This window comes from Microcoleus sp. Pol7_A1 (assembly GCF_036701085.1).
Taxonomy (GTDB): domain Bacteria; phylum Cyanobacteriota; class Cyanobacteriia; order Cyanobacteriales; family Microcoleaceae; genus Microcoleus; species Microcoleus asticus.
The window spans coordinates 1-24128 of sequence record NZ_JAUBQD010000026.1; the positions used below are offsets into that span (position 1 = coordinate 1).

Annotated in this window: 23 protein-coding genes; 14 read left to right on the forward strand and 9 right to left on the reverse strand. The window is 45.7% G+C overall.

Going from position 1 to position 24128, the window contains the following annotated elements; translation table 11 throughout:
* Positions 1 to 233: 233 nt before the first annotated feature.
* A complete protein-coding gene (locus QUA20_RS16030) occupies positions 234 to 677 on the reverse strand; it encodes an ATP-binding protein (RefSeq protein WP_333189818.1) in 444 nt (147 codons plus the stop codon).
* A gap of 983 nt (positions 678 to 1660) precedes the next feature.
* Here QUA20_RS16030 and QUA20_RS16035 point away from each other — a divergent pair.
* Complete coding sequence (locus QUA20_RS16035; protein WP_190741481.1) at positions 1661 to 2797, forward strand: SpoIIE family protein phosphatase; 1137 nt, start codon at positions 1661 to 1663, stop codon at positions 2795 to 2797.
* Between the two features lie 56 nt (positions 2798 to 2853).
* On the opposite strand, the gene QUA20_RS16040 is transcribed toward QUA20_RS16035, so the two are convergent.
* From QUA20_RS16040 to QUA20_RS16055, 4 genes are all read right to left on the reverse strand, one after another.
* Complete coding sequence (locus tag QUA20_RS16040) at positions 2854 to 3180, reverse strand: STAS domain-containing protein (RefSeq protein WP_041623653.1); 327 nt, start codon at positions 3178 to 3180, stop codon at positions 2854 to 2856.
* A 239-nt stretch (positions 3181 to 3419) separates the two neighbouring features.
* Entirely contained in the window at positions 3420 to 4124 is a 705-nt protein-coding gene (locus tag QUA20_RS16045; protein WP_333189822.1) for a helix-turn-helix domain-containing protein, read from the reverse strand.
* Positions 4125 to 4168: 44 nt separating this feature from the next.
* Complete coding sequence (gene dps / locus QUA20_RS16050) at positions 4169 to 4717, reverse strand: DNA starvation/stationary phase protection protein Dps (RefSeq protein ID WP_333189823.1); 549 nt, start codon at positions 4715 to 4717, stop codon at positions 4169 to 4171.
* A gap of 95 nt (positions 4718 to 4812) precedes the next feature.
* The gene (locus tag QUA20_RS16055) at positions 4813 to 5073 is read right to left on the reverse strand and encodes a sulfiredoxin (protein ID WP_190656154.1); all 261 of its coding nucleotides are present in this window, start codon (positions 5071 to 5073) and stop codon (positions 4813 to 4815) included.
* A 63-nt stretch (positions 5074 to 5136) separates the two neighbouring features.
* Here QUA20_RS16055 and QUA20_RS16060 point away from each other — a divergent pair, with 63 nt between their 5' ends.
* Together QUA20_RS16060 and QUA20_RS16065 are read left to right on the forward strand one after the other, a co-directional pair.
* On the forward strand, positions 5137 to 5268 hold the full coding sequence (locus QUA20_RS16060) for a hypothetical protein (protein ID WP_333189825.1): 132 nt from the start codon (positions 5137 to 5139) through the stop codon (positions 5266 to 5268).
* Between the two features lie 259 nt (positions 5269 to 5527).
* Positions 5528 to 7576: a hypothetical protein gene (locus QUA20_RS16065; protein WP_333189826.1), complete on the forward strand. Its 2049-nt coding sequence runs from the start codon at positions 5528 to 5530 to the stop codon at positions 7574 to 7576.
* A gap of 233 nt (positions 7577 to 7809) precedes the next feature.
* Here QUA20_RS16065 and QUA20_RS16070 read toward each other — a convergent pair whose 3' ends face one another.
* Entirely contained in the window at positions 7810 to 8493 is a 684-nt protein-coding gene (locus QUA20_RS16070) for a DUF1345 domain-containing protein (RefSeq protein WP_333189828.1), read from the reverse strand.
* 193 nt (positions 8494 to 8686) lie between these two features.
* On the opposite strand from QUA20_RS16070, the gene QUA20_RS16075 reads away from it, so the two are divergent.
* The 6 genes from QUA20_RS16075 (at position 8687) to QUA20_RS32020 (ending at position 15979) form a co-directional block, all read left to right on the forward strand.
* The gene (locus tag QUA20_RS16075) at positions 8687 to 8941 is read left to right on the forward strand and encodes a hypothetical protein (protein ID WP_172192057.1); all 255 of its coding nucleotides are present in this window, start codon (positions 8687 to 8689) and stop codon (positions 8939 to 8941) included.
* An 82-nt stretch (positions 8942 to 9023) separates the two neighbouring features.
* The gene (locus QUA20_RS16080) at positions 9024 to 10091 is read left to right on the forward strand and encodes an Hpt domain-containing protein (protein ID WP_333189830.1); all 1068 of its coding nucleotides are present in this window, start codon (positions 9024 to 9026) and stop codon (positions 10089 to 10091) included.
* Between the two features lie 228 nt (positions 10092 to 10319).
* Positions 10320 to 10784 (forward strand): transcriptional repressor, encoded by a 465-nt coding sequence (locus QUA20_RS16085; RefSeq protein WP_172192055.1) that lies wholly within the window; start codon positions 10320 to 10322, stop codon positions 10782 to 10784.
* 718 nt (positions 10785 to 11502) lie between these two features.
* A complete protein-coding gene (locus QUA20_RS16090) occupies positions 11503 to 13722 on the forward strand; it encodes a hypothetical protein (protein ID WP_333189833.1) in 2220 nt (739 codons plus the stop codon).
* A 47-nt stretch (positions 13723 to 13769) separates the two neighbouring features.
* Positions 13770 to 15755 carry a DUF3685 domain-containing protein gene (locus QUA20_RS16095; RefSeq protein WP_333189834.1) on the forward strand — a complete coding sequence of 662 codons (1986 nt, stop codon included), beginning with the start codon at positions 13770 to 13772 and terminating at the stop codon, positions 15753 to 15755.
* A gap of 173 nt (positions 15756 to 15928) precedes the next feature.
* The gene (locus QUA20_RS32020; RefSeq protein WP_445301468.1) at positions 15929 to 15979 is read left to right on the forward strand and encodes a hypothetical protein; all 51 of its coding nucleotides are present in this window, start codon (positions 15929 to 15931) and stop codon (positions 15977 to 15979) included.
* A 318-nt stretch (positions 15980 to 16297) separates the two neighbouring features.
* Here QUA20_RS32020 and QUA20_RS16105 read toward each other — a convergent pair whose 3' ends face one another.
* Entirely contained in the window at positions 16298 to 16648 is a 351-nt protein-coding gene (locus tag QUA20_RS16105; RefSeq protein ID WP_333189838.1) for a DUF6984 family protein, read from the reverse strand.
* 236 nt (positions 16649 to 16884) lie between these two features.
* On the opposite strand from QUA20_RS16105, the gene QUA20_RS16110 reads away from it, so the two are divergent.
* The 3 genes from QUA20_RS16110 (at position 16885) to QUA20_RS16120 (ending at position 20752) form a co-directional block, all read left to right on the forward strand.
* Positions 16885 to 17370, forward strand: coding sequence for a CRR6 family NdhI maturation factor (locus tag QUA20_RS16110; RefSeq protein WP_333189840.1), 486 nt, complete (start codon positions 16885 to 16887; stop codon positions 17368 to 17370).
* A 305-nt stretch (positions 17371 to 17675) separates the two neighbouring features.
* Positions 17676 to 19208 carry an NAD(P)/FAD-dependent oxidoreductase gene (locus QUA20_RS16115; protein WP_333189841.1) on the forward strand — a complete coding sequence of 511 codons (1533 nt, stop codon included), beginning with the start codon at positions 17676 to 17678 and terminating at the stop codon, positions 19206 to 19208.
* A 329-nt stretch (positions 19209 to 19537) separates the two neighbouring features.
* A complete protein-coding gene (locus QUA20_RS16120) occupies positions 19538 to 20752 on the forward strand; it encodes an FAD-dependent oxidoreductase (protein WP_333189843.1) in 1215 nt (404 codons plus the stop codon).
* A 146-nt stretch (positions 20753 to 20898) separates the two neighbouring features.
* Here the strand turns inward: QUA20_RS16120 and QUA20_RS16125 are convergent, their stop codons facing one another.
* Positions 20899 to 21771: a pentapeptide repeat-containing protein gene (locus QUA20_RS16125; RefSeq protein WP_333189844.1), complete on the reverse strand. Its 873-nt coding sequence runs from the start codon at positions 21769 to 21771 to the stop codon at positions 20899 to 20901.
* Positions 21772 to 22924: 1153 nt separating this feature from the next.
* Here QUA20_RS16125 and QUA20_RS16130 point away from each other — a divergent pair.
* Positions 22925 to 23188: a helix-turn-helix transcriptional regulator gene (locus QUA20_RS16130; RefSeq protein WP_333189846.1), complete on the forward strand. Its 264-nt coding sequence runs from the start codon at positions 22925 to 22927 to the stop codon at positions 23186 to 23188.
* On the forward strand, positions 23185 to 23646 hold the full coding sequence (locus QUA20_RS16135) for a hypothetical protein (protein ID WP_333189848.1): 462 nt from the start codon (positions 23185 to 23187) through the stop codon (positions 23644 to 23646). The genes QUA20_RS16130 and QUA20_RS16135 overlap by 4 nt, the downstream gene beginning before the upstream one ends.
* 6 nt (positions 23647 to 23652) lie before the next feature.
* Here QUA20_RS16135 and QUA20_RS16140 read toward each other — a convergent pair whose 3' ends face one another.
* Entirely contained in the window at positions 23653 to 23976 is a 324-nt protein-coding gene (locus tag QUA20_RS16140) for a hypothetical protein (protein WP_333189849.1), read from the reverse strand.
* Positions 23977 to 24128: the final 152 nt, after the last annotated feature.

Genomic DNA, 24128 nt, shown 5'->3' on the forward strand with positions numbered 1-24128 from the left:
TAATGAATCCTCAACATCTCAAAAACTGGTTTACTAATTGCTGCTACTGTACCTCATAACATCTGGAAGTGCTGTAATTGGGGAAATACCGATGCTATGGGAATTGCCAGTGTCTAGGGCGGTGCAGTCAAATCAAAAGATCGTAAGCTGCGTAGCAGCTTAACAGTCACGCAGGGTTATTAGGGAAAAGTTGAGGGGCTACCCTCAACCCTTACCCGCTAAAAATATTAGTGTTATTTTCGATCGTCGATACAGGGCGAATAATTTTTGACCATCGACAAACAGTTCCGGCCATCAGCCGTTCTCGTATAACTGAGACTGTCTGCGATGTCTTTCATCAACTTCAGACCCCGGCCGCCTGAAGCTTCAGGATCGATTTTTTCCGACATATCTTTAATTTTTTGCTCTAAATCAAACGCAGCGCCCGAATCCCAAATTTTAATATCTACTGATTCAGTGCACACCACCACCTCAATGTCAACCGGCAAATCCGGTCGTTTGCCCTCGTGGGCGTGACGCACCGCATTTGTAAAGCCCTCAGCCAAAGCCAACTGACAGCGTATCCACACACTTGTGGGAATTCGCTGCTCGTACAATTGTGCAAACCATGACAAAACTCGGTCTAAAGCACTCAGACCAGTATTGACTTGAAGATCCGCTTTCTTTAGGACTTGCAACTTTTTGGAACCTTTTAATTCAATCACGCTCTGCCACTGAAATTATAGTTCCATAAAATAGAGACAAATGTTGTATTGCCTTTACTTTACGTTTTTAACTTTTTTTGCCCAAAGGCCGGCAACTGCTACCACCCAAATCACCCATCGCAGTCATTCACTGGCAGCCTCATTTTCCACATTCTCGATCGGCTCTTTTGCCATGTAAAACCGGGCAAAATTGAATGGGAGTGCGATCGTACTAGCTTTTGCTGCTAGGAAAATAAATGTCAAATCGACTAATTAGGTATTTACGATAACAGAAGTCCCGCCCAGATGTCAATTCGTCCCTGCTGCCCAAAAAAGTCCATAAAAGTTTATATTCTGAGTATAAACTAGGGGTGAAGTTCAACCGAACCAAAATTTGCCTCAAATTTCAAGGTAAATTGAACTTGATGGCTGGCCGGCAAAAGCATTTACCTGGAAAGCGATGTTATAGAAATATTCTGGGAGATTGAAAACCCTGTCCCGATCGGGCCCGGATTCCAAGCGACGGCTCGACGCTCGCTGCGCCGAACGTCTCAAGGGACGAAGAGTCCCCGTGTTCTTTTTTATCCGTCTTATGCTGGGTGTGGTACGATCGTAATCGATCTAAAAGTGAGTATAACTAAACAACATAAAAACTTAACTGGATTGGTTGAGCGATCGGTCACACAAACACGGTGTTGCTGTTTAGGAAAGCTACATTTGAACAAAACCTAACTATAAGTCAAGAACTAATTGAGTACGGTAGGGCATACCGGAATTTAGGCTTCTGGAGAGAGCGACCTCTACTTAGACAGGAGTAATCCTGTCGCAAGCGGTGTCAGCTCGTTGAATGAAGAATTGATCGTGTATGAAAGACCTGAGAGTGTTAATAGACTATACTCAATCTCAGACAAGGGCGCTGACAGGATATATTTTTAATGACCCCCAGACCTTGAAAAACTTGTAGTACCTAAGTGCCCATGTTTCAAATTCTGGTTATTGACGATGATACGGCTGTTCAAGAACTGCTGAGAAGAACCCTGAAAAAACAGGGTTACGAAGTGACAGTAGCAAGTAATGGCGAAGACGGTGTAGCCCAGGCGCAAAAATTGCGTCCGGCCTTGATAATTTGCGATTGGATCATGCCGCGCTTGACCGGCATAGATGTCTGCCGTCGAGTTAAGGCAGATCCGGAGCTGTCAACTACACAATTCTTTTTGTTGACTTCTTTGGGTTCGATCGCCGATAGAGTCAAAGGGCTCGACGCAGGTGCCGACGATTTTATCTCGAAGCCGATCGAACTCAACGAGTTACAGGCGAGAGTACGCGCGGGATTGAGGCTGCACCAACTCAGCCGAGATTTGAAAATAGCCAAGCAAAGTCTGGAAGCAGAGTTAGCCGAGGCCGCTGAGTACGTGCAATCGCTGTTGCCAGATCCGATGACGGAACCTTTCAGCATCGAAGCAAAATTCATTCCCTCGCGGCAGTTGGGGGGAGATTGCTTCGACTACAACTGGTTAGATGCCGATTATTTGGCGATTTACTTGCTCGACGTAGCCGGTCACGGTTTGCGGGCGGCGCTGCCTTCTGTGGCGGTGCTGAATTTGCTGCGATCGCGCACGCTCCCCAACATAGACTATTACAAACCCAGCGATGTTTTGCGCGCCCTGAACACCACCTTCCAGATGAGCTACCAAAATGACAAGTATTTCACCATCTGGTACGGCGTTTACAACCGCATTTCTCGCCAGCTAGTTTATGCTAGCGCCGGCCATCCACCGGCCGTGTTGATTTCCCAGTCCCCTGCGAGCACTGCTAAAATCCAGCGATTAAAAACCCCCGGAATGCCGGTCGGGATGTTCCCCGACGCCCCCTATGTCGATAATTGCTGCGATGTCGAGGATTTGAGCACTCTCTACATCTTTAGCGACGGGGTATACGAGATCCACCAACCTGACGGCAATATCTGGGGGCTTGACCCTTTCATCGACCTGTTAGCAGCTTACAACGGTGCAAGTGCCGACCAGTTAGAGCTGGTTTTGAACTACATTCAAAAGTTGAACGCTAAAGCAGTTTTTGATGATGATTGGTCTTTGCTCAAGGTAAACTTTGGCTAGCTGACTTCTTGCATTGCATCTGCGACCAAATAGCAAGAAGGCAGCAGCCCAAAGATTTAGTTAGTTGAGAGAATTTTGCTATTAAAAGCATCGCGGGTCTGAAATATCTCGAAAACTCGATCCATGCTGGTGAGTTCAAATAAGATGCGGATTTGCTCGTTGATAGAACAGACAACTAATTGACTCCCAGCGGCCCGGACTGTTTTGAGCGCCAAGACTAAAGCGCCCAAACCAGAACTATCCATAAATGTCACATCAGTGAAGTCTATCAATACCACATCGGCTCCCGCTTCCACTAGGTCGCTAATCTCTTGGCGGAATTGACTTGCCTTGGTGCCGTCTAAAATGCCAGAGGGCTGAATAATTTTAACTACAGGACTCATATTTTGCGGTGGGAATGTCAGAATTTCTAGCCAGACTAGGCTAGTATAGCTGCGAGATGGACTCCGATCCAAATAAGAGAGGGGGAAAGCGCCAGAGCCTGAGAGCGGGAGAATAGTTTTGAGTGCAAAAGATGGTCATCTTCGCGGATCTTAACGCCGATCGCAGTCGCAGCGCTTCGCCGGGAATGAATTTTGAGATAGGGACAATCTTTGTTCTGCCGAATGCCTTCTGGTATTAATCAAACTCGGCTAACTTTGGCGCGGTAGAGCAGTTTGTCGCCTTGTCTGTAGCCTGTGTAGCGGACTTTGACGGGTTCTCCGGGCTCGGCTTTTCCTTCCATGAGCTGGTGCTGTTGGGGGTTGTAGGGTAGCTCGGCTCCGACTGGGGCGATCGACTCCACTCCCCAATGCTCCAATAACTGCTCGACGGGCCGCAGCAAGGGCAGTAGTTTCTGAGCCCGCAAGTTGTGATTTTCCTGAGCTTTGCTCGCAGCAGTCGGCCACTGCAACATCCAAGATTCTAAAATTTGCACGCTAGATAGCTGGAATTCCTGCATCAAAGATTCTCGCTGCTGTTCGATCGAAGCTTGCAGGCGCTGATATTCTTGTTCTAGGGCTGTCGGTGGTGCCTGTTCTAACTCTACATAGTTAGGCGTCAAGGTTGCCAGCAGTTCGGGTAAGGAAATTTGCAAAGCTTGACTAATTTTGAGCAGGATGTCGGCTCGGGTTTGCAAAGCTAAGCCGCGACGCAGGCGACTTAGCTGGATCTCGGAAACTCCTGCTTTTTGGCTGAGTTCTCGATCGCTCGAAAGCCCCGCCTGTTCCATCAGGCGTTGCAGTTGAGGAGCATAATCTGGAATATTGGCAGTCACGAAAAACTCATCCAAATTAATAAATGGACATATTCTCGATCGTAAACTGTCACGAGCCTTAAGGAAATACATCTGTGGGGCGGGCTGCCGCGCCCACCCCACAACTTTTTTTGTGGCTATTTGACGGCAACTTTTTCGGCGGCGGCTGTTGCAGTTGTCGCAGAACCTTGCAAATGCGCTTCTAGGAACCACAAACGCTTGTCAATGGCCCGCGAAATTTCGGTGTACAGATCCGCTGTATCGGCATCGCCGAGTTCGTCTGTTTTGTCGATGGCGACTCGCAGGTGTTTGGCGTAGGGTGCGTAGCGATCGGCTAAAGCCGTCACGTATTCTTTGCCGTCTAAAATATCGAAAGGAAATTCTGGCAAAATCGAATCTGCGGCGGCTGTGCGGGCTGTTCCTACAGCCAAACCGCCCAAAGCTGTGACCCGTTCGGCAACCAAATCGATGTATTCTTCGAGTTCTGTTGCCATTTCGTCAAACAGCAAGTGCAACTGGTAGAAATCCATGCCTTTAACGTTCCAGTGAGCTTGCTTGACTTGAGTTTTTAAGTCCAGAGTCGTTGCCAGCGTGGCGTTGAGCAGCCCGACTACTTGAGAGCGGGTGGCGGCTGACATATCGATGCGGGTCGGGTAAAGATGTTGTTTGTGGTTGTTGGTAGGCATAGGTTTTTAGCTTGTTATTAGTGATTGTCGATCGAATATCTTAGAAAGGTTTGGGCGATCGAATTTTTGCCTGTCGTGAATTTCTATTGAGAGGCTCAGGCTAAGTGCATCTGCAACACGGCACGGGTAGCTCGGCGTACTTTACAGCGGATAGTTTCTAAACCGAGACGCTGGCAAGCTTCGTAGCGGTGGCAGCCGGAAAATCCGTAATACTGACCATCTACTTCTAGCACATCGATGGGTTCGTTTAAACCTACCTCGCGGATGGATTCCATGAGGGCGGCTACTTTGGTTTGGTCGTTGACTCGCGGCAGGGGGCGGCGAATCTGGTTGAGGGGAATTTCTTCTATCCTCATGGCGGGTCTCTTTTTTGCTTGTTATTAAATCATACTCGTAATGACTTCGTTTTAGCAAGAAAAATGTCAGGAAATTTTGAGATGGGGAGAACGGGGGCGTGCGATCGCCCGTTTGCTGTAGTGTCGGGGGATGGAGGGCTCACGGCTTTGGGTGGGAAAATCAGCATTAAAAATTCCTTCCCATCACCTGGGTAGCTCAATTCATTGTCGCTGTCTTGACGTTTGAATGCCGTAAAATTATAATTTTATTAGGCAAAGCCTAGGGGTAGTCGTTACGACTGCCGCATCATAACCGCTGAAAAATAACCGCTGAAAAGGCGGTTTTAGCGTTTTTTTAGAGAGCGAATTTCATTGCCATGTAATGGTATGTCTTGAGGAATCTTTCAGCAATTTTTGAAGTCCACTAGAAGACTATTAATGATAGCTTCGTTGCTCCAACCATACCAGTTAATTAATGAAAAGTAAAAAGCAGATTGAGCAAATTGCACAGAAGTTAAAGCAAGCCATCTCAGACAGAGATCAAAAGCTAGCCTTAGACTTATTTCGAGCGGGATTACAACAAAGTGAGGCGGATTTTGTAGAGCAACTACGAAAAATTGGTGTACTTCGATGCTCAAACTATGATTTCCAATCTCAGATACTTAATTCTTTGATAAATGAAACTGGGAAAATAAACATCAGCCAGGATAGCCAAGTTTACTTTGAATCTATAAAATCGCTTCTTTCCATCTCAAGAAATATTCAAACCTTATTTAAGGCTTTACTTAAAGAGGTTGATTATCTTGAGATGAAAAGTTACCTAATTGCAGTTGATTCATTGTTCTGGCTCCTTGACGATCTTCAACAAGACCACGCTAATCGCTACTCTGTATGTAAGGAAGAGCTAGCTTCAGCCTTTTCTTTCTATCTTTATCATAGCCATGACAAAAAGGTTATAGATAAATCAAATATTAATAAAGTCAATGAAAAACGCTTAAACGATAAATATTACCTTGACAAATTAGAGGATTTTAACAAATTAATTTTTTTTCAAGAGTCTGAAGTGCTTGTAGATAGTTTTGGTTATACAGCTATACAAAATGATGCAAAAATTATTTTAAAAGCACCTGACCCAAAGTTCGAGATGAGCCGTTGTCTCGGCTACACAAGACAATCTATGCAAGAAATTGCTAACTCGTTTGATTCTCTGTCAGAATTATCAGAAATAACAGAAAAATCCCCCTCTATATTGGAATTTTCAAAGGCGTATTATCAAAAGTTTAAAGACTCTACATTTAAGATTATAGACAGTCCTTTAAAACGCATTGTCATGCAATTTCACCCTCAAATTTTAAGTAAGTTTTTGGACAGTAACAGTCTTTTTTTGGAAGAGGAGATGATTTTCAAACAACTTGAAACTAATTTATTTATTGACTATAAAAAAGTAAATGAAATCCCAGTTTCCCAAAGCTTATCATTATTCGATATCATTAAAGTACAACGGTTATTTGCATTTATGTTATTCGTTCTTACGGAGTATATAGACTCTAAAAATCTCTTTAAGTCTAAGTTATTTTGGCGATCTATGCCTGTTTTACAAGCCAATGAACTCAAAGATTTATTGGCTAGTTTTTTGGGAGAACAAAAGGCAAAAGAAATTTTTGAGTTATTTACTTGGAGATTAGACAAGAAGAGATTTGATTTACAAACGCACCCATTTATTAATGTTGAAGATTGGATACTTTTACCTCTGGGAATTTTAACTAACTCTGATCTTTGTAGAAACATTCTTCAATCAATTAATTTTAGATTTGATTCAGAATCATCTGCAGATCCACTTGTTCTGGAGATGGAGAGATGCTTAAAACCAGTATCATCAATATTTGCAACCAATTTAAAATATTCTTTTGAGGGGACTCAAGGCGAGGTAGATGTCTTAGCTGTTGTAGATAATTGCCTATTTATATTTGAATGCAAAAACTCCTTGCATCCTTGTAATGTATTTGAATTGAGAACCACTTATGATTGCATTCAGAAAGCCGCAACTCAATTGACTCGCTTCCAAGATTTATGGCAGCAAGAACCTTTCAGAACGTATTTAGCAAAGAAGATTAAAACACAGCCTAATTTGCCATCCCAATTATGTTCATGTATTGTCATGGGAAATCGAATGTTTTCAGGTTTACGTGAACAAGGGCATAGCGTCAGACCAATCCGGGAGCTTTGTTACATCATCTCTAAAGGAGAAATTCTACTTAATGCATATAATATTTATGACCCAGATGCAGGTAAAAAGAGTATTATCAAATTTAAACTATGGAAGGAAGACCAATTAAAAGCAGAAGATTTATTGGGTTATATTCAAGAAGATTATCTTCATAAGTGCTATTTCAATTCTCTGATCAGAATTGAGCAAACAATTAAACTGAAGAACACATCTCTAGTTCAAGAGTCGTATGCTTTTAGTCATGAGAGGTTTCTTGAGCAGTTAGTAGATAACTTTAGATTTACAGAGAATCTGTAGGGCTTTCATAGGTATCCTCAGAGTATTACACCAAGCTGTTTTTAGCTTGTTTTGAGCTCTAACCTCGCGCTAACTCCATCGTGAAAACTAACATTTTCTATTGAGTTATGCAAAATTTGGTGATTAGCCTGACTTTCTTGCGTCTAACTCTGGAATTCGGGCAATAAGCAGCGCCCTAAAACAAGCTCGATCGCCAATTAACAAAAAATCGCAGCATCTGCGACAGAATCATATCAAGTCAATCCCGCAATAATATTGACACTCATAGCCAGAATAGCGGTGTTAAAAAAGAACGACAGCACGCTGTGAAAAAGCACGAGATACCTCGTCGAACGAGAAGTGATCTGCACGTCTGCAACTTGGCAAGTCATGCCAATACCAAAGGAGAAATATAAGAAATCTTTGTAATCTGGTTCCTCGTCGCCCGGAAAATCCAAACCCCCCGCCTGCAAGTAACTGCCGTGCTGCTTGCTGCGGTTTTTGTAGTAGCTGCGGGCATAGTGCATCGTGAAAATAGTGTGTACCTGCATCCAAGACCCAACAATTGTTAGGACAGAAAGCCCCAAGTGCAGAAATAGCAAATTCGGCGACAGACCTTTGGTATCGCGCAGCAGGAAGAAGATGGCTAACAAGCTAGCAAAAGCCGCTGCCACGATCGTACTTAAGATTGTTAAGCGGCCGGCATCCAACTGCTGAGCGTGGTGGCGCATCATTTCGGGAGTGCCTTGCAGCATCAGCATCCAAGTCAAAATCAGAAAACTGACCGCGCCCGCGTTCCAAATGCACAGCGTCTGAGTCAGGGGGAGATAGTCAGGCGGCAGCAACACAGCAACTGCCATAGCAAACAGAACAGACACAAACAGGCGGTGCCGGACGCTCCAGACCCAGTGCATTTTAGGTTGGGAAACATTTTTCACAGTAATCTAGTGTAATTTACGCACAGTTAGGGTTAGAAAATCTCAACTACTGCCATCTTCGCAGGAACTCCCAAAAAATAGGTATGAGTTGGTAACACGCAGCACAGCCACGCTTTTTCATGCCTTTCGATAGATCGATCGACCTCAACGTTCTAGGTACAGTGGGAGAAAAGATAAATTGCGGTTTGAAATTATGGCATCCTCCCAACCCCTCAAAGGCATTGAATTGATCGACTGCGCCAAAGCTAACGCCCAACAAGGAATCGCCACAGCCGCTGAGCTTTGCGGCTACGGAGGCGACCTCAACACCTTCGAGCGGGAACTGAAACAGGCTTGCCAAAACATCGGCGTCGAAGTCAAGGAATTGAGCGATTTGATTACGGATCAGCAGATGATGAAAGAAGGAATGGGCATTGAAATCGCTCCCGATACTCCCTCAGAACTCTAGACTCAATCTCCACCGCACCAGTTTTAGAGTTAAGACTGCCCCGACACCAATATTTTGAGTCTGCTAGCTGAGGCAGGCTAGAATGTTTTGCATGGGAGCTTCCGACTTTAGCCAGGAGTCGCGTTTTCTCCCGCGAACAGGGTGCTTTCTGGAGGGTGCTGAGATTGTTAGGAGGACTGTCGTGTCAGATCAGCAAGACCGAATTATGCGTTTGTTTATAGAGGAGGCTAAGGAGCACCTCGATACTCTAGAAAATGGTTTAGTGGATTTGAAGTCCACGATGAAAGACCCCGAAAGCGTCCAAGAGATGTTTCGAGCCGCCCATTCCGTGAAAGGAGGGGCGGCCATGCTGGGTTTAGATAGTATTAAAACAACCGCTCACCGCTTGGAAGATTGTTTTAAGGTGCTCAAGGACGGGCCCGTCAAGCAGGTTGACCAAACGGCAGAATCCCTATTTTTAAAGGGAGTTGATACGCTTAAGGACTTGCTGGGGCGACTGGAGGGGCCTTTCGGCTTGAGGAATGAAGAGGGAGAAAAACTCGTGCAGCAGGTGATGCCTGTTTTTGCTCAACTCGAAACTCACCTCAATAAATTGGCGTCGGGCAAAGTGCAGGCGGTTGCTGCTGGGTCTGGTGCGCCCGCCACTCGAACAGCGGGCGCTGTGCCGGCAAATTTTGCTGTTGAAGTGATGACTTTGCTTAAAGAAATGTTGCAGGTGTTCAAGCAGAAAGAATCGGTTGCTAGTCGCTCCGAGTTGACGGCTGTTTGCGTTCGCCTCTATAAGCTGGGAGGTAAAATTGAGACTTGGCAAAATTTAGTGAAAACAGCTAGAGCGGCGATCGTTAATCCCAAAAACTCTTATAAAGTCTTAGCTCCGCTGATTATCAAAGAACTCAAAGAAGCTGGGGATTTGGTGCAAGGGGGGAAAGTCAAGGCGATCGCTCCGAGTAAAAATTTGCTACTTTTGGCAGCAAGCCCAAAACCAGCAGAGCCAATCGCCCCAACAGCCCCAGCAGCAGCATCGAAGCAAGTAGCACTTCCCGCCGAACCCAAGGCGGTAGTCAAGCTTTTGCTCAAAACCTTCAACAAAAAGCAACTCTCGGAAATCGCCAAGTTACTCGTTAACGCCCTTAGAGCACCCTCAAACTAGGACTTGTTGCAGTAGAAGATAGAGTCAAAGCAATATTTTTGAGGCGGATAATTTTCTGGTGGGTGCTGGCAGCCTGAGTTGAGCAGCAACTCGAAAAAATTCACTCAGTCGAAATTTTTGCCCTCTACCTTCTACTGTTTGGTAACCCTGCGTTAGAATTAGTAAATATGTGGGCGTGCAATATTGTACCTGAATTAAAAATCGAGCAGGCTTTATAAGGCGGTAGCTGTGAAACCAATTCGTTCATTAGAAGATGCTTTAAATCGCTGTCAGGCGATGGGAATGCGCTTGAGCCGCCAGCGTCGATTTATTCTAGAACTTTTGTGGGAGGCAAAAGAACACCTCTCGGCTCGCGAAATTTACGATCGCCTCAACCAACAAGCGCATTCGATCGGGCATACTTCGGTTTATCAAAATCTAGAAGCTTTGTCGAGAGAAGGGATTATTGAGTGCATAGAACGCTCGGAGGGGCGCTTGTACGGCAATGTCAGCGATTCTCACTCTCACGTCAACTGTCTGGATACGACTCAGATTCTCGACGTTCATGTGGAACTGCCGATCGAATTGATCGAACAAATCCAGCAGCAAACAGGTGTCAAAATAGTAGACTACCGGATAGATTTCTACGGTTATCGAACGGCAGAGTCCGCAGCGCAAGCATCGAGTGTCAGCGATACCCCAAAGGCTTCGTAACCGATAAAGTCGCTGCTGTTGGAAGCAAAACCGATCTTTTGGCTCGACCTGTCGGTCGTATAAAATGATTTAAGTATTTAGCTGCGCTCGATCGGTTTTTTTGCCGTCTCCCGCCGGAATTTGGCACACTAGAGAAGAGTGAAACTCGATCGCCAAACTTGGCGATCGGGAATAAATACGACTAAACAAAAAAAAATCAGTTCTACCCGCTACACGTAATAGTTTAGGCAAAATTGGGCTTTTGTACCCCCTTGATTTTTTAGTCCGCTTGGAATGGACGAAAGTTTGTTGTGTTTAGTTCCGGTTTCAAGCGCTGAGTCTTAATAAAGGGAATTTATGACCCAAATTTATGATTAGACCTTACTTAAACCCCTCCAAATTTATCTGCGGAGTAAAATCTAAAATCTAAAATCTAAAATCTAAAATTGATCGACTGACGGGGGCTTTATACTGTTTTTTTTGCTAAACTGCCGCGGGATCTGTGAATAACTGTTTGATAACTGGTATGATTTACGTGCTTCGAGAACCGAAAATGCTCAGAAGCAACCAGTGGGGCCAGACACGAACCTCACTATAAAACGCCGTAGAGGGAAAGATTGCCAGTACCTTGAAGGAAGTTCTCGATCTCCTTAACAGGAGTCAGAAGCCGACATCACAATCTATGATTTGATGTCGGAGTGTCACGTGAAGAGTGCGCATTACAGGACAGGCTGAAGTAATGGCGAGACGACAATCTGACCAATTCCACACACCACCGCAATACAACCCATCCCCCAAACCGACGGCACAGTTCAGTGCACAGGCGACAGGCGATGCGAGTTCCTCAGTAACGGCGCAGCCGACCGAGGGAAAAAGAACTTTTTGGCAGTGGCAACTTATCTGGCTGAGTCTCCTGGTGGGATTTGGAGTAACGGGGGCCGCTGCATTTCTGTGGTTGCTGACGATGCCGCCGCCGCCCAATTGCCAGCAACTGTCGCCACTGGCAGCGGATGGAGAGCGACTTTACTGCGCTCAGCAAGCAGCTAAGTCGGGCAAGCTAGAACAGCTAGAATCGGCAATGGCGCTGGTGCAGGCTTGGCCGAAAGAACATCCGCTATACTCCCAGGGTCAACATTTGATAGGAGAATGGTCGAAAGCTATTCTGGGATTTGCCAGGGCAAAAATTGAGCTGGGCGATTTGAAAGGCGCTCTGGAGATTGTGGCGAAAATTCCGAAAACCAGTCCGTCTTACCCAGAGGTACAGGAGGCTGTGACTGCTTGGGAAAAAAATTGGCAGGAGGGCCAAAAACTCTACGATACAGCCCTAGGAGCTTTGAAAAGCGAGGATTTAAGGAAGGCGTGGGATTATGCTCAAGCTCTGTTTAAGCTGGAAAATGTTTTCTGGAGTCAGAAACGGTACAACGAGCTGATCCAGCAGATTTCTTTGGAAAGAAACGGCTGGCAGCGCTTGCAAGAGGCTAGAGATTTGGCGCAGGACGGAACTCCGCAAAAGTTCGCTGAGGCGATCGTCCTGGCTCGTAAAATAGACTCGCAGCTTTTTGCCCGCGCTAAAGCTGAGAAGGAAATTGAGGGCTGGAGCCGGACTTTGCTGGCAATGGCTACTAAGCGGTTGGGGGCGAAAGACCTGCCGGGGGCGATCGAGGCGGCTTCTGTGGTGCCGCAGGATTCCCCGCTGTTTGCGGAAGCTCAAGATTTGATGCAGTTGGGTAGAGCTCAGGCAGTGACCTGGAACCAGTCGATATCAACTCCGCTGCCGCAACACGTTTTTAGCTTGCTCGAAGGGCAGGGGGCTGCTAGCCAAATTGCTCCGGGTCGCCCTCTGTACAAGCAAGCTCAAGTTCAAATTGAAAATTTGCAGGTGCAGTTTCAAGATCTGCTGCGGCTGCAAGTGGCGAGTACGATCGCTAGTGTCGGTCAGATAGGGACTTTTGCACTGGCGATCGAGCAAGCGCAAACCATCGGACTCAAGCAGCCGCGGCGGGTTCACGCTCAAACTTTGGTGGCTACTTGGCGCCGGGAAATTCAGCGGATCGAAGACCAATCTTTTCTGACCCTGGCGAAGCAGTTGGCAGAACCGCAAACGGTTGAAGGACTCAAGGGCGGCATCGCTCAGGTAGTTCTGATCGCTCAAAACCGTCCCCGCAGAATAGAAGCGCAAACTCTTTTGGCTCAGTGGACGAAACGCATAGAAGTTATTCAAGATCAGCCTTTTTTGGATGAAGCGATCGCCCTGGCGAAGCAAGGAAAACTTAGCGCTGCTATTGAAAAAGCTTCGGCAATTAAGAGCGGTAGGACTTTGTACGCCAAAGCTCAGGATAATGTCTATCAGTGGGTGAGCGAACTGCAAGTTGCTCAAGACCGACCGATTCTGGATCGAGCTTCGGAATTGGCGTCTCAAGGCAGTCTAGGAGCGGCGATCGATACGGCTTCCCAAATCGGTTACGGTAGGGCGCTGTATTCAGAGGCTGCAGGTGCGATCGGGCGCTGGAGTGCTGAACTTAGAGCCAACAGTGCACCGCCGCCGGAACCCGCTCGCGAGTACGCGCCGGCTCCGCAACAGGAGGAGTACGCGCCGGCTCCGCAACAGGAGGAGTACGCGCCGGCTCCCCGACAAGAGGAGTACGCGCCTCCTGCCGAGCAGGCTCCGGCTCCCGAGCCTTACTATCCGCCCGCGAGCCAAGAGGCCCCGGCTCCCGAGCCGGAACCTTACTATCCGCCCGCAAGGGAACCGGAACCTTACTATCCGCCTGCTAGAGAGCCGGAACCGGAACCTTACTATCCGCCCGCGAGGGAGCCGGAACCTTACTATCCGCCCGCGAGAGAAGAGGCCCCGGCTCCGGCTCCGGAACCTGCTCCTCCGGCTCCAGCTCCGGAACCCGCGCCGCCCTCGATTCCTGAATCGGCTGGGCCTCCTGATGGTAATTTGATCCCCGAGTAATTGGGTTTTGGCGCGATCGAACTCTAAAATCTCAAATGTAAAATCGAGTGAGTAATTTCCAACTGCTGTCGATCGATGGCGACCCCATTTTCCGGCTGGGGCTGCGAGTTGCTTGCGAGCAGTATCCAGACTTGGAAGTTGTCGCAGAGGTTTCAACGGAAACCGAGGCTTTGGGGATTCTAGAAGCTCGCTCGATAGACTCTGGAACAGCCAAGAAGCCTGCTGATTTGGCCATTTTGGCTGTTGAGACTTTAAATTGGCGATCGGGTCAAACAGAGGCGCTGGAATTTTGTCGCGAACTCAAAAATTTGTACCCCAACCTGCCACTGTTGCTGCTAGGCGGGCCGCTGACACCGGAGCAGTTGGCGGAGGTACAAGCTGCCGGCGCGAATGGCTATTGTCCTAAAGGTAGAGATATTTCCCTGACAATGGAAGCTATTCGCGCGGTGGCATCCGGCCACACTTATTGGGCGACGGATGCGGCAACTAACCCGGAAATAGAACTAAATGCAGCGGTTGTTCAAACAGTAGAAAACTCGGCAGCAATTGCCGATCAAAATGCAGATGAGCCGACAGTTGATACGCCAGTACACAAAAAAATGCTGGCTTATTTTTGTCTGTCTGGACTGCGGGAAATAGATGCAGCTTTGGCGGTTGTCAAAGCTGATTTGCAAGAGGTTAGAGCCGCAGATCCGACAGATTTGCCCTCTATTTTAGATGGGGTTGTACTCAGCGGGCGCCGCAGGGAATTGCTTGCCGCTCGCTGGATTGTCAGTCAGTTATTATTTGAAGGAAAAGGGGAGAAGGCAGAGGGAAGGAGCAAGTTCGGCAACGGATTTAACGGAGGTGGCTTAAGGGAAGAGGTTGGAGGAAAGAATGAAGAGGAAGACGGGAGAAGGAAGACGGGAGAAGCAAGAAGGGAGAATTTGTTAAATAGTTCTCAATTGCAAGTAGCGAATTCCAAAGTTTCGGCTGAATCTTTGGCGGTTGTAACTAATTGGCAAGCTAGCTTGTTTGACTCGGCGGCAGCTAAATTGGAGTTGGATTTGGTGAATTTGACTGGCTTGCCTTTGGAAATCGATATTTTGCGATCGACCAAAAAGCGCGAATTGATGAGTTCCATCCTGCGAAAGTTACAGGATTTGCTGGAGGAATTGCGCTTTTCGCAAGTGCAGCAAACTCAATTGTCGCAAAAAATGCCTGCTATTTTACGGGATTTGTGGGAGGCGACAATTATAGATTTTTTTGGCAGATACTATACACTGCCAACGGGAGAAACTGGGGTTTTTGATGGCAGTCAAACCAGATTGAAACTGGCAGAAACTCAAGGGGGACATGCTGCTGATATCTTGGCAGGCAGCGGCGTAGAAGTTGTGCCGGTGCTGCTGGCCGATGCTGATGTAGTTGGAGCAGAAATCCTTGACAGAATACCGATGACAGTTGATTTGTTTGCACATTTGCTATTTGAAATTCCTCTAACAGTTGACAATGTTTCTTGTGTTGCTGGCAGCCCGGAAGCGATGCAGCGAGCTGAAGCTTTGTTAGAAAATTTGGCAATTCAAGTTGCTAGCGGAGTGGTACAGCCTCTACTAAATAATTTGGCGAATATTGAGGAAATCAAGCAAATCTTTTACGATGGTAACTTGATTTCGACACGAGAAATTGAGCGGTTTCGCAATAATTTGTCGTGGAGATATCGCTGGGATAGCTATTTTGTGGAGCCGAAAGCTATTTTTGAAAGCAGGTTTTGGCTGTTTGTTTTGGGCGATTCTGGAATTAAGAGAATTTCTATTTATGCTCCGCGAAATCTGGAGTTAGCACAGCTTTATGGGTGGCAGTTAGCCTTGACTTTGCTGCTGGAAACCAGGGATGCGATCGCACCTAGAGTTCGCGCGGTTATTTCGCTGTTGGGTGCTGGGGTTGTTTACGTTTTGACTCAGGTTATAGGGCGGGGAATTGGTTTGATCGGGCGGGGAATTATCCAGGGGATTGGTAATTCTTTGCAAGATAGCAAGTTTGGAAAAAATGGATAATTAGTTACAGGATATTCTAGGTATAATACTAAATCCTGGTTATTTACCCCAACGATTAAGGTATGCTGAGGAAATCAACAGTCATTAAAAACTGACAATAAAATTGTGTTACAGTGTAAAGGTATGAGGGTAGGATTCCAGAATTTGATGACCATGGCAACTTCCCACCAGGAGTGTATTGGGCAGAATGGGAAGAGTTCAAAGACAGATTTGGAACAACATGAAGAGTCAGATTATCAATGTGCTAGCTGGGTGGAAATTATCGATATTACTGAATCCTTAGCAGTTGAACTAAAAACAGCTAGTTGTGTGGTGGATTTTCAGGAGATAGAAATTAGGAAAAAAACTATAGCGGAGTTTGTGGACCGACAACGAAAGAAGTTAGAAATTAAGGCTCATCAAGTCGAGAAATAGTGATTAGTTATTAGCGATGGCGAGCGTTAATTTATTCCTAGAAGCATTAACAACCTAAATTAGGTCATTCTGAATGAAGCGAAGAATATCAAAAATTGGCAACACCATCGAAAGTGCGATCGCCTTTATTAGATTCTTCCTTTAATTACAACTTGTCCCAGGTCTGGCAATCTAGACACAGGAGAATAATCAAATTTCCAAACATCAAGCTCAAAAAGTTGACTATGTTCATCTAAATTCAATTCGACAGATACAGGAACTCCATCCTCATCTAAAAATTCAGCTTCAGCGACTGTTCTCCCAAGCCTTCTGTCTGAATTAGCAGCGCAGGATTTGAAGCGGAGGCTACCCATCCCACCATCGTCCATGTCCTCAACAAGCGCAGTGTTTAGTGTTGGTATTATTACTTCAGCAAGTTTATAGTTGGTCATAAGTAGAGCTTTAATCAATGCTGATTCACCGGATTTTAGTAGGCGCATTTTTATTATTGTGGTAGTGTAAGACAACCTTTGAGAGAAGCCTTATTATCATAGGTAAAGGCTAAAAAATTTGATTTTATTGCATTTGCCTTATTCCTTATTCATTCTGCTATACAATGTTAATGACTGATGGTACGATCGCTAAATGCTATCCAGTTGACAATCAAGCAATTGGGTCTCTTGCCCGCGAATCCATCGGTGCAAGCAATCTAAAATATAAAATCAGTTGACATTTTATGAGTATTATGATTTCGATCAATGCCGATCGCATAAACAGTTTAGATTTGTCTCCGGTGCGGACTGCGATCGAAAAGTGGCTGGCAGAAGGAGCGATCGCCCAAAACGAACAACAGCTACAATTTGAAATTGAGTATCCCCGCGAAGAGTTAGATCCGCGAGAAATTTCAGAAATTCCCGAAGTGCGGCTGTGGTTTATTCGCTTGGATGCTTGTTACCCTTGGCTGCCATTTTTGCTGGATTGGAAAGCGGGAGAATTGGCGCGCTATGCCGCGATGTTGGTGCCGCACCAGTTCCACCGAACCCAAGGTATTCAGTACAATCCTGAAGCTTTGGAAATGTTTTTGATGAACAAAATTTTTGTGTTGACTGATTGGTTGAATCAGCAGGGAATCCCCAGTAAATCGAAGTTGATGGCCATGTCGCAGATGTTTGGCTATGATTTGGAGGATGCTTTTTTTGATGTGATTGTGCCGCACAAATAAGCGAGCGCGCCTCTAATTAAAATCGTCCTAATTAGGTAGGCTACTCTATGCCTTAAGAGTTACCAACACAGGTATAAACCCGGTTTCTTCCCTTGTGTGGCGGGCTTTCCAGTCCGCCTCCGCAGCTATAATTTCTATCCGCAACAGCTTGATTAAGCTTAACAGCAACCGTACTCAGACTTTAATACAATCCTTAAACCAGCGCGCCTCAAAAAATTGTTGCTGGACTTCAGAATTTTCTCAGAATTGATAGTTAGTTTAAATAGACAACGATCGCCCCATTCAATCGATCGAGGAAATTTCCCATGACAACAGATTACCTCATCGTCGGCAGTGGTTTATCAGCACTGGTTTTCGGAGCTTTGATGGCAAACTCCGGCAAAACCGTACACATCCTCGAAGCTCACGAACATCCGGGAGGTTTTGGTCACACCTTTACGATGGCCAACAAATACACGTTTAATGCCCAATTCCACTACGTTTGGGACTGCGGCGAAGGACATACAGTCAATCGAGTTCTCAAAAAACTCGGTCTCGATCGAGATGTCACCTTTGAACGGTACGATCCGAATGGCTACGACCACATGAGAATGCCTGGGTATGCGCTGGATATTCCCTCGGAACCAGAGGAACTGATCCGCAGATTGTCGGCGCTGTTTCCCGAAGCGGGCGAGAGAATTCGCCAATTCGTCAACGAAGTCGAGAAAACCGGCGAGGGACTCAGAAAACTCGCTCCTCCCGTCAAACCAATTGAATTGCTCAAAAATTTCGGTGACGTATTCTGTGCTGTCCAACACCTCAACAGCACGCTTCAAGACGTTTTCGACAAGTTCCAACTCCCGCAAGCCGCCCAAACCCTATTAGCCCTGCAATGGCCGGACTTTTTGCTGCCGCCAAATCAGCTTTCTTTCTATGCTTGGATTGCCTTGTTTAGAGGCTATCAAGAAGGTGCATTTTACCCGACGCAGCATTTTGAAGATGTCATCAATTCTTTAGTTAAGGTCATTGAATCCAACGGCGGGAAAGTTCTATTAAACCATGAAGTCACGAATTTCAGGGTGACAAACAGAACAGTAACGGGAGTTGAAGCGATGGATTTGACCACCCATCAAACCCATGAATTCACGGGCGACACGGTGATTTGCAACCTTGACCCGAAAAGAGCGGCCAAGATGATTGGAGAGGAACTGTTCTCTAAAACTGTGCGGCGGAAACTCAACTATGAGTATTCTGCATCTAACTACATGGTGTACTGCGTTGTCAAAGATATCGATCTCCGAGACTATGGATTTGGCAAGTGGAATACGTTTCATTCCGAACACCTGGATCTAAATGAAGCTTTTGCTCAAATGTACGATCGAAATGATTTTTCTCGTCCGAGTTTTGCAATTACAACGCCAACTTTACTAACGGAAGCGCGGCGGGATTGTCCAGAAGATTGTCAAATTGTCGAATTTCTCACTGTTGCTAATTACAGCTATTTTAAACAACTTTGGGAGAGCGATCGCAAAGCTTACAGACACAAGAAACAAGAGATTCTGGACTCGATTTTAGATGTTGTTGAAAAAGACTATGTTCCGAATTTCCGCAAACACATGGTCTTTCATATTACCGGAAGTCCGACGACTAACGAGCGTTTCTGTTGGTGTCCTAACGGTAATTCCTACGGTTCCAGCCTGACGCCCCGCAACATGGGGGTCGATCGGCTAAATCATGAAACATCGCTCAACAATTTCTATTTCTGCAACGCCTCCTCGGGCTATCCAGGCTTTGCGCCGACATTTTGGACGGGGGCGCTGCTTTATCAACGTTTATCCGGCGATGCGATTTTAGGCTAAGGAAAATTGGCCATTGGTTATTTTCCTGTTTCTCTCGTTCCTTGGCTTTGCCAAGGAATGAATTTCACACTTGCTCTGCCTCCTCTTAAAAATCTCTTGTTTCTGCTCTCATTATCTCGTTCCTTGGCTCTGCCAAGGAATGAATTTCTGGAGGCTCTGCCTCCTCTTAAAAATGACGATGCACAGCAAGACTGAAATGCGTTTCCAGGTAGAACCTGGAAACTAGAATTTCTTCCTTCTTCCTTCTTCCTTCTTCCTTCTTCCTTCTTCCTTCTTCCTTCTTCCTTCTTCCTTCTTCCTTCTTCCTTCTATCAATCTAGGAGTGAACTATGAGAATTGCAATTGTTGGGGGCGGAGCTAGCGGTATGGCAGCAGCCTACTGGCTCGATAAACAGGGGCATCACGTCACTGTTTTGGAAAGGCAGCCGATTTTAGGCGGACACATTCGGACGCTCAACAAAAATGTTGCGCCCAATCAATCACAGTGCAATGAAATATTAGAAAATGGGGTGCTGGAATTTCCCACTGTGTTTTACAATTTCGTGGCTTTTATGCAGGAGCTAGGCGTTGAATTAGAACCCGTGCAGATTGGTTCCGCGCTGTTTCTTAAAGATGGCGATCACTTTTTGTCTAAGGTCTCGATCCGGAAAAATTTTACCGGAATCCAACGCCTGATCGAGTATTTGCGGCTCGATAGTATCTACGCTCGTTCGGCTGCATTTATTTTAAAAATGCGGTTGGCTAAACAGCACGATTTCTACGATGTGCCGCTTTCTCAGAGTTTGAAAAACTCCAACATCCGCAATTATTGGCTGAAGTTGCTGACGATGTACAGCTACTCGATACCGTTTGAATCGCTCGACAATTTTCCGTCGGAATTAGCGCTGCCTGTTCTGCGCGAATATGCCTCGGTCAACTGGGTGAGGATTAAAGGCGGGGTGTATTCTTACATTGAAAAGATTCTGGAGCGGTTTAAGGGCGATATACGACTGAATGTGGAGATTGCCCAGACTTTCAGAAGTGCTGATGCTGTACAAATTGTGCTTTCTAATGGGGAGAGTCAGGAATTCGATAAGGTGGTTTTTGCGATGCCACCAGACCAAGTGATGAGGCTGTTGTCCGATCCGACGGATGCGGAAACGAAGCGGTTTGCGGCGTGGAAAGGCAATTATGCAACGACTGTGCTGCATTCGGATACATCAATGTACGATCGCTACGGTATCCGCAATTTATCAGAATTTGATTTTTTCGAGACTGACAAGGGATGGGGATATAATGCTAGCTTGAATCAGCTTTGCGGCATCTCCTCGCCACGAGAGTACAGCTTAGCGTTTCAACTGGAGGAGTCGATCGCCAAAAAGGACATTATTCACATTCAGAAACATCACACGCCGCTGTACACTGTCGAGTCTTTTCGATATCGAGATGAAGTTATCGAGACTAATGGCGAGAACAACACTTATCATGCGGGAGCTTATTTGGGGAATGGTTTGCACGAAGGAGCTATTACCTCTGCTTTGCGAGTCGCGAAATTAATTGGGTGAGCTCAATTGTGAGGTTACAAACTTTCGCAAATATGGGTGAATTTCTTGCCGGTGCAGCACTCTCACGAAAGTAATGATATCTGCATCAAAAGTTAAACCAATGCCAGAGCCGCCGACTCGGATGCGAGATTGATTTTTGCCGCTGACTAAGCTGGGACACCACCCCCCGCAGGTAAGTAGGCATCATGGCTCACAGATGCGGGCATTGTCGATCCGCCTAACTGAGTACCCTCAAAGTTGGCCCCCATGAATGTGGCCCCGCTCAAATCGGCTTCGCTCAAGTCTGCATAGCACAGCCTAGCCCAATCGAGGTTTGCCTGCACCAAAGAAACTCCCACCAGATTTGCCCTAGTTAAATCTGCTCCCATCAACTTGACGCCCCGCAACTGAGCCCCGCTGAGATTGGCAGCTAACAAGTTCGCGCCTTCCAAGCTTACCCCGTTCAGTTTGGCTTCGCTCAGGTTGACGCCATTGAGATCCGTCCTGCTCAGGTCGATGCCGTTGATGTAAGCTTTCCTGAGATAGATGCCTGTTAGTTGAGCGCCAAAAAGCCTTGCACCGCTAAGTTTTGCCCCCCCGCAGTTTGCCCAGTTGAGGTTTGCTCCCGTGAGATTCGCGCCCCGCAGGTTGATGAATTGCATATCGGCTGTACACAAATTGGCGTTCCAGAGGATGGCACTCCGCAGGTTGCTACCTATGAGTTGGGCACCACTCAACTTTGTCCTGGGCAGTTTCGCTTTGACGAGGAAAGCTCCGCTGAGATTGGCTTTCGTTAGCTCTGCGTCCGCTAGTCTGACTTGGCCCATTTTGGCAAAACTCAGATTTGCTCTGTAAAGGTTTGCGTCGTTGAGTTCTGCTTTGGTCAGATGCGCCCGACTCAGGTTAGCTCCCGACAGGTTAGCCCTCGAAAGATTTATCCCGACCAAGATGGCTCCGCTGAGGTTTGCTCCGCTGAGGTTTGCGCCAGCAAAGTCTCTGTTTCCATTTTCGTACTCTTTGAGCAGCTCGGTTACTTCCATAGTTGTCAGATTCCTAATAGGGGAAATTTATCTATAAATACTCACTTTTTATAAGTATTTTATATCACACGGAACGGATGCGATCGCACTTTAAAGAAAGCTGAAAATTAACTTTATATTTTTAAGTATACTTTGTTCTTTTTCAATAGTCCAGAAAGTTTTTATGCCGTAGTCTGAAACGCTTGATTTTCCGTTGAAAGCTTTTGTGCCTCGGCAAGCGTTGCTTGCTTTTATACGATCGCCCTGAAACCATTATTCTAAGGTTGGCACTCAAAAGCTATCAGAAGTCTTGCATTAACAACTCTATATATTTATTGGTAACTTTTGTATAATTACCTTTTTTACTTCTGTCGTGCATTGATTATAGATGCTCGTAGTATCCATCTACACACCAATATGCTTATGTGTTATGGCTACCATCTAAAAAATTACTAATTTCTTGACAAAGTTTTCCATTATTTATAAAAAATTAATCTCCTTGTTGTCAACTGTGGCGAACAGCTTTTTTGAACTAAGACTGCAAATTTGTTCGTTGTGTTCGCGCCAGGTGTGGCGAAGGCTGGCCTAGTCGAAGCTCCATATTTTATCTACTGTCATTTTTCATTAAAATTAGATATGGAACAGCTTAATAAGCGAGAATTATTCTCTGTTGTGTAGCTGCTATTCTAGGAGTCGATCGGGGTTAAAAGTAATTTTCAGACATTGTACTTCTGAGGGATTTATCGATCGACCTAACGGTAGAGGCTATTCGCTCAAAACCTAGGGGATAATATACAGCAGATTGTACAAAACTAACAGCGAGTAATATCTGTATACGATCGCCCCCTCTACTGGCAGTTAGGCAGATGTGTCAATCTATGTTATGCTGAGTCAAAATTGAGGAACGATCATGTCCAAAGAAAGAAAAAGCAACAAAGAAGTCAAAAAGCCAAAGAAACAACCTGATGGTGTTGCTAAGCCCAAGGATGACAAAAAAAATTATGGTAGCACCGATGGCCGCAAGTAGAGATAGCTGCCACTCTCGGAATTGCGATTAATTTTGTGCAATTGTCATTACTATCGATTTTTAACAGATTTAAATATCCTCTTTTGGGATAATTAAAAAACAGGTTTATTATATCTAGGGGAGATGCAGTGCTAAACCCAAAGTATAATGAAATCTGTTTTTAGCCATGAATATGAAACCTTCCGTTGCTGTATGATTGCGGCTCGTAAAGAAGCGCAACTAACTCAGGAGTCTGTTGCTAAATCTCTTAAAAAGCCCCAGTCTTTCGTAGCCAAATATGAAAACGGTGAACGACGGTTAGATGTAATTGAGTTTCTGTTAGTTGCTCGTGTAATTGGTGTAGATCCTTGCGATATTATTAGGAAAATTTCACAAAAAATATCTGAATCATCTGGTGAGAGCGAGATATGAACACGCAAGATGTAATCAGACTTGCATCTCAATATCTAGATCGCTTATCGGGTCATACTTTCGACGTTTTAGATGTATCTAAACCTGTCACCGTAAATGCAGGGGTGAACCTCTCTCAAGTAATCTCCAAACTTTCACCGTTAGTGGGAAATTTTATCGAATTTAACACAGTTGAATTCTTGAATCAACAAAATGAGTTTGCTGAATTTGGCACGTGGCAGAGGCAAGATCCGGGGTTTCCAGATACTATTTTTGCGGGTATAGTTCAACCAACGCCAGGATTAGAAATTAAAGCCTGGTTCCCATTAGCAACCGAGATAACAGCACGTTTCAAGGATAGTCAGAATCACTTTAGGTTGATCGGACTCACGTTGCTATGCTGGCTTGGCTACCTGATAAAATTATCTATAGCAAGCCTCGGATTCTTGATGTGTGTGTGGTCTCTGGTTTATCGGTAGCTGTAGCTAGAGATACTCACTATCACAATCCGCCGGATTATCTTGTTTTAGAGCCAGAAGATACAACTCAAAGAACAGCAAATTTACAACAGACGTGTCTCCTTCAAACCCAAGAATACCGTAAGCTCCATCTGAAACGATGACAGTAGGTTGCTCCCAATTGTCGTATTGCTGGAGACTATCGCCGAGATATAAAGTAACGTATTCGTCACTCCCTGTAGAAAAATTCAAGTTGGTATTGAGATTAGCTTTTTTTCCACGACCAACAGTGCTAGTCGCCTTGCTTTTTAAGATGCTGGGAGAATTCGCTTCAGGGTTACATCGACTCATTTGTTGATTTACGTGGTGCTAAAAATTCAGTAACTAATACCTTATCCTATTTTGGGATATCTGGTTGGTAAGACCCGTACAGTGTCGAAGCCTGAGAGACTACAGCCTCAGTGTTTCAATCCCTAATAGGGATTTATTGTGATTGCGGCAAA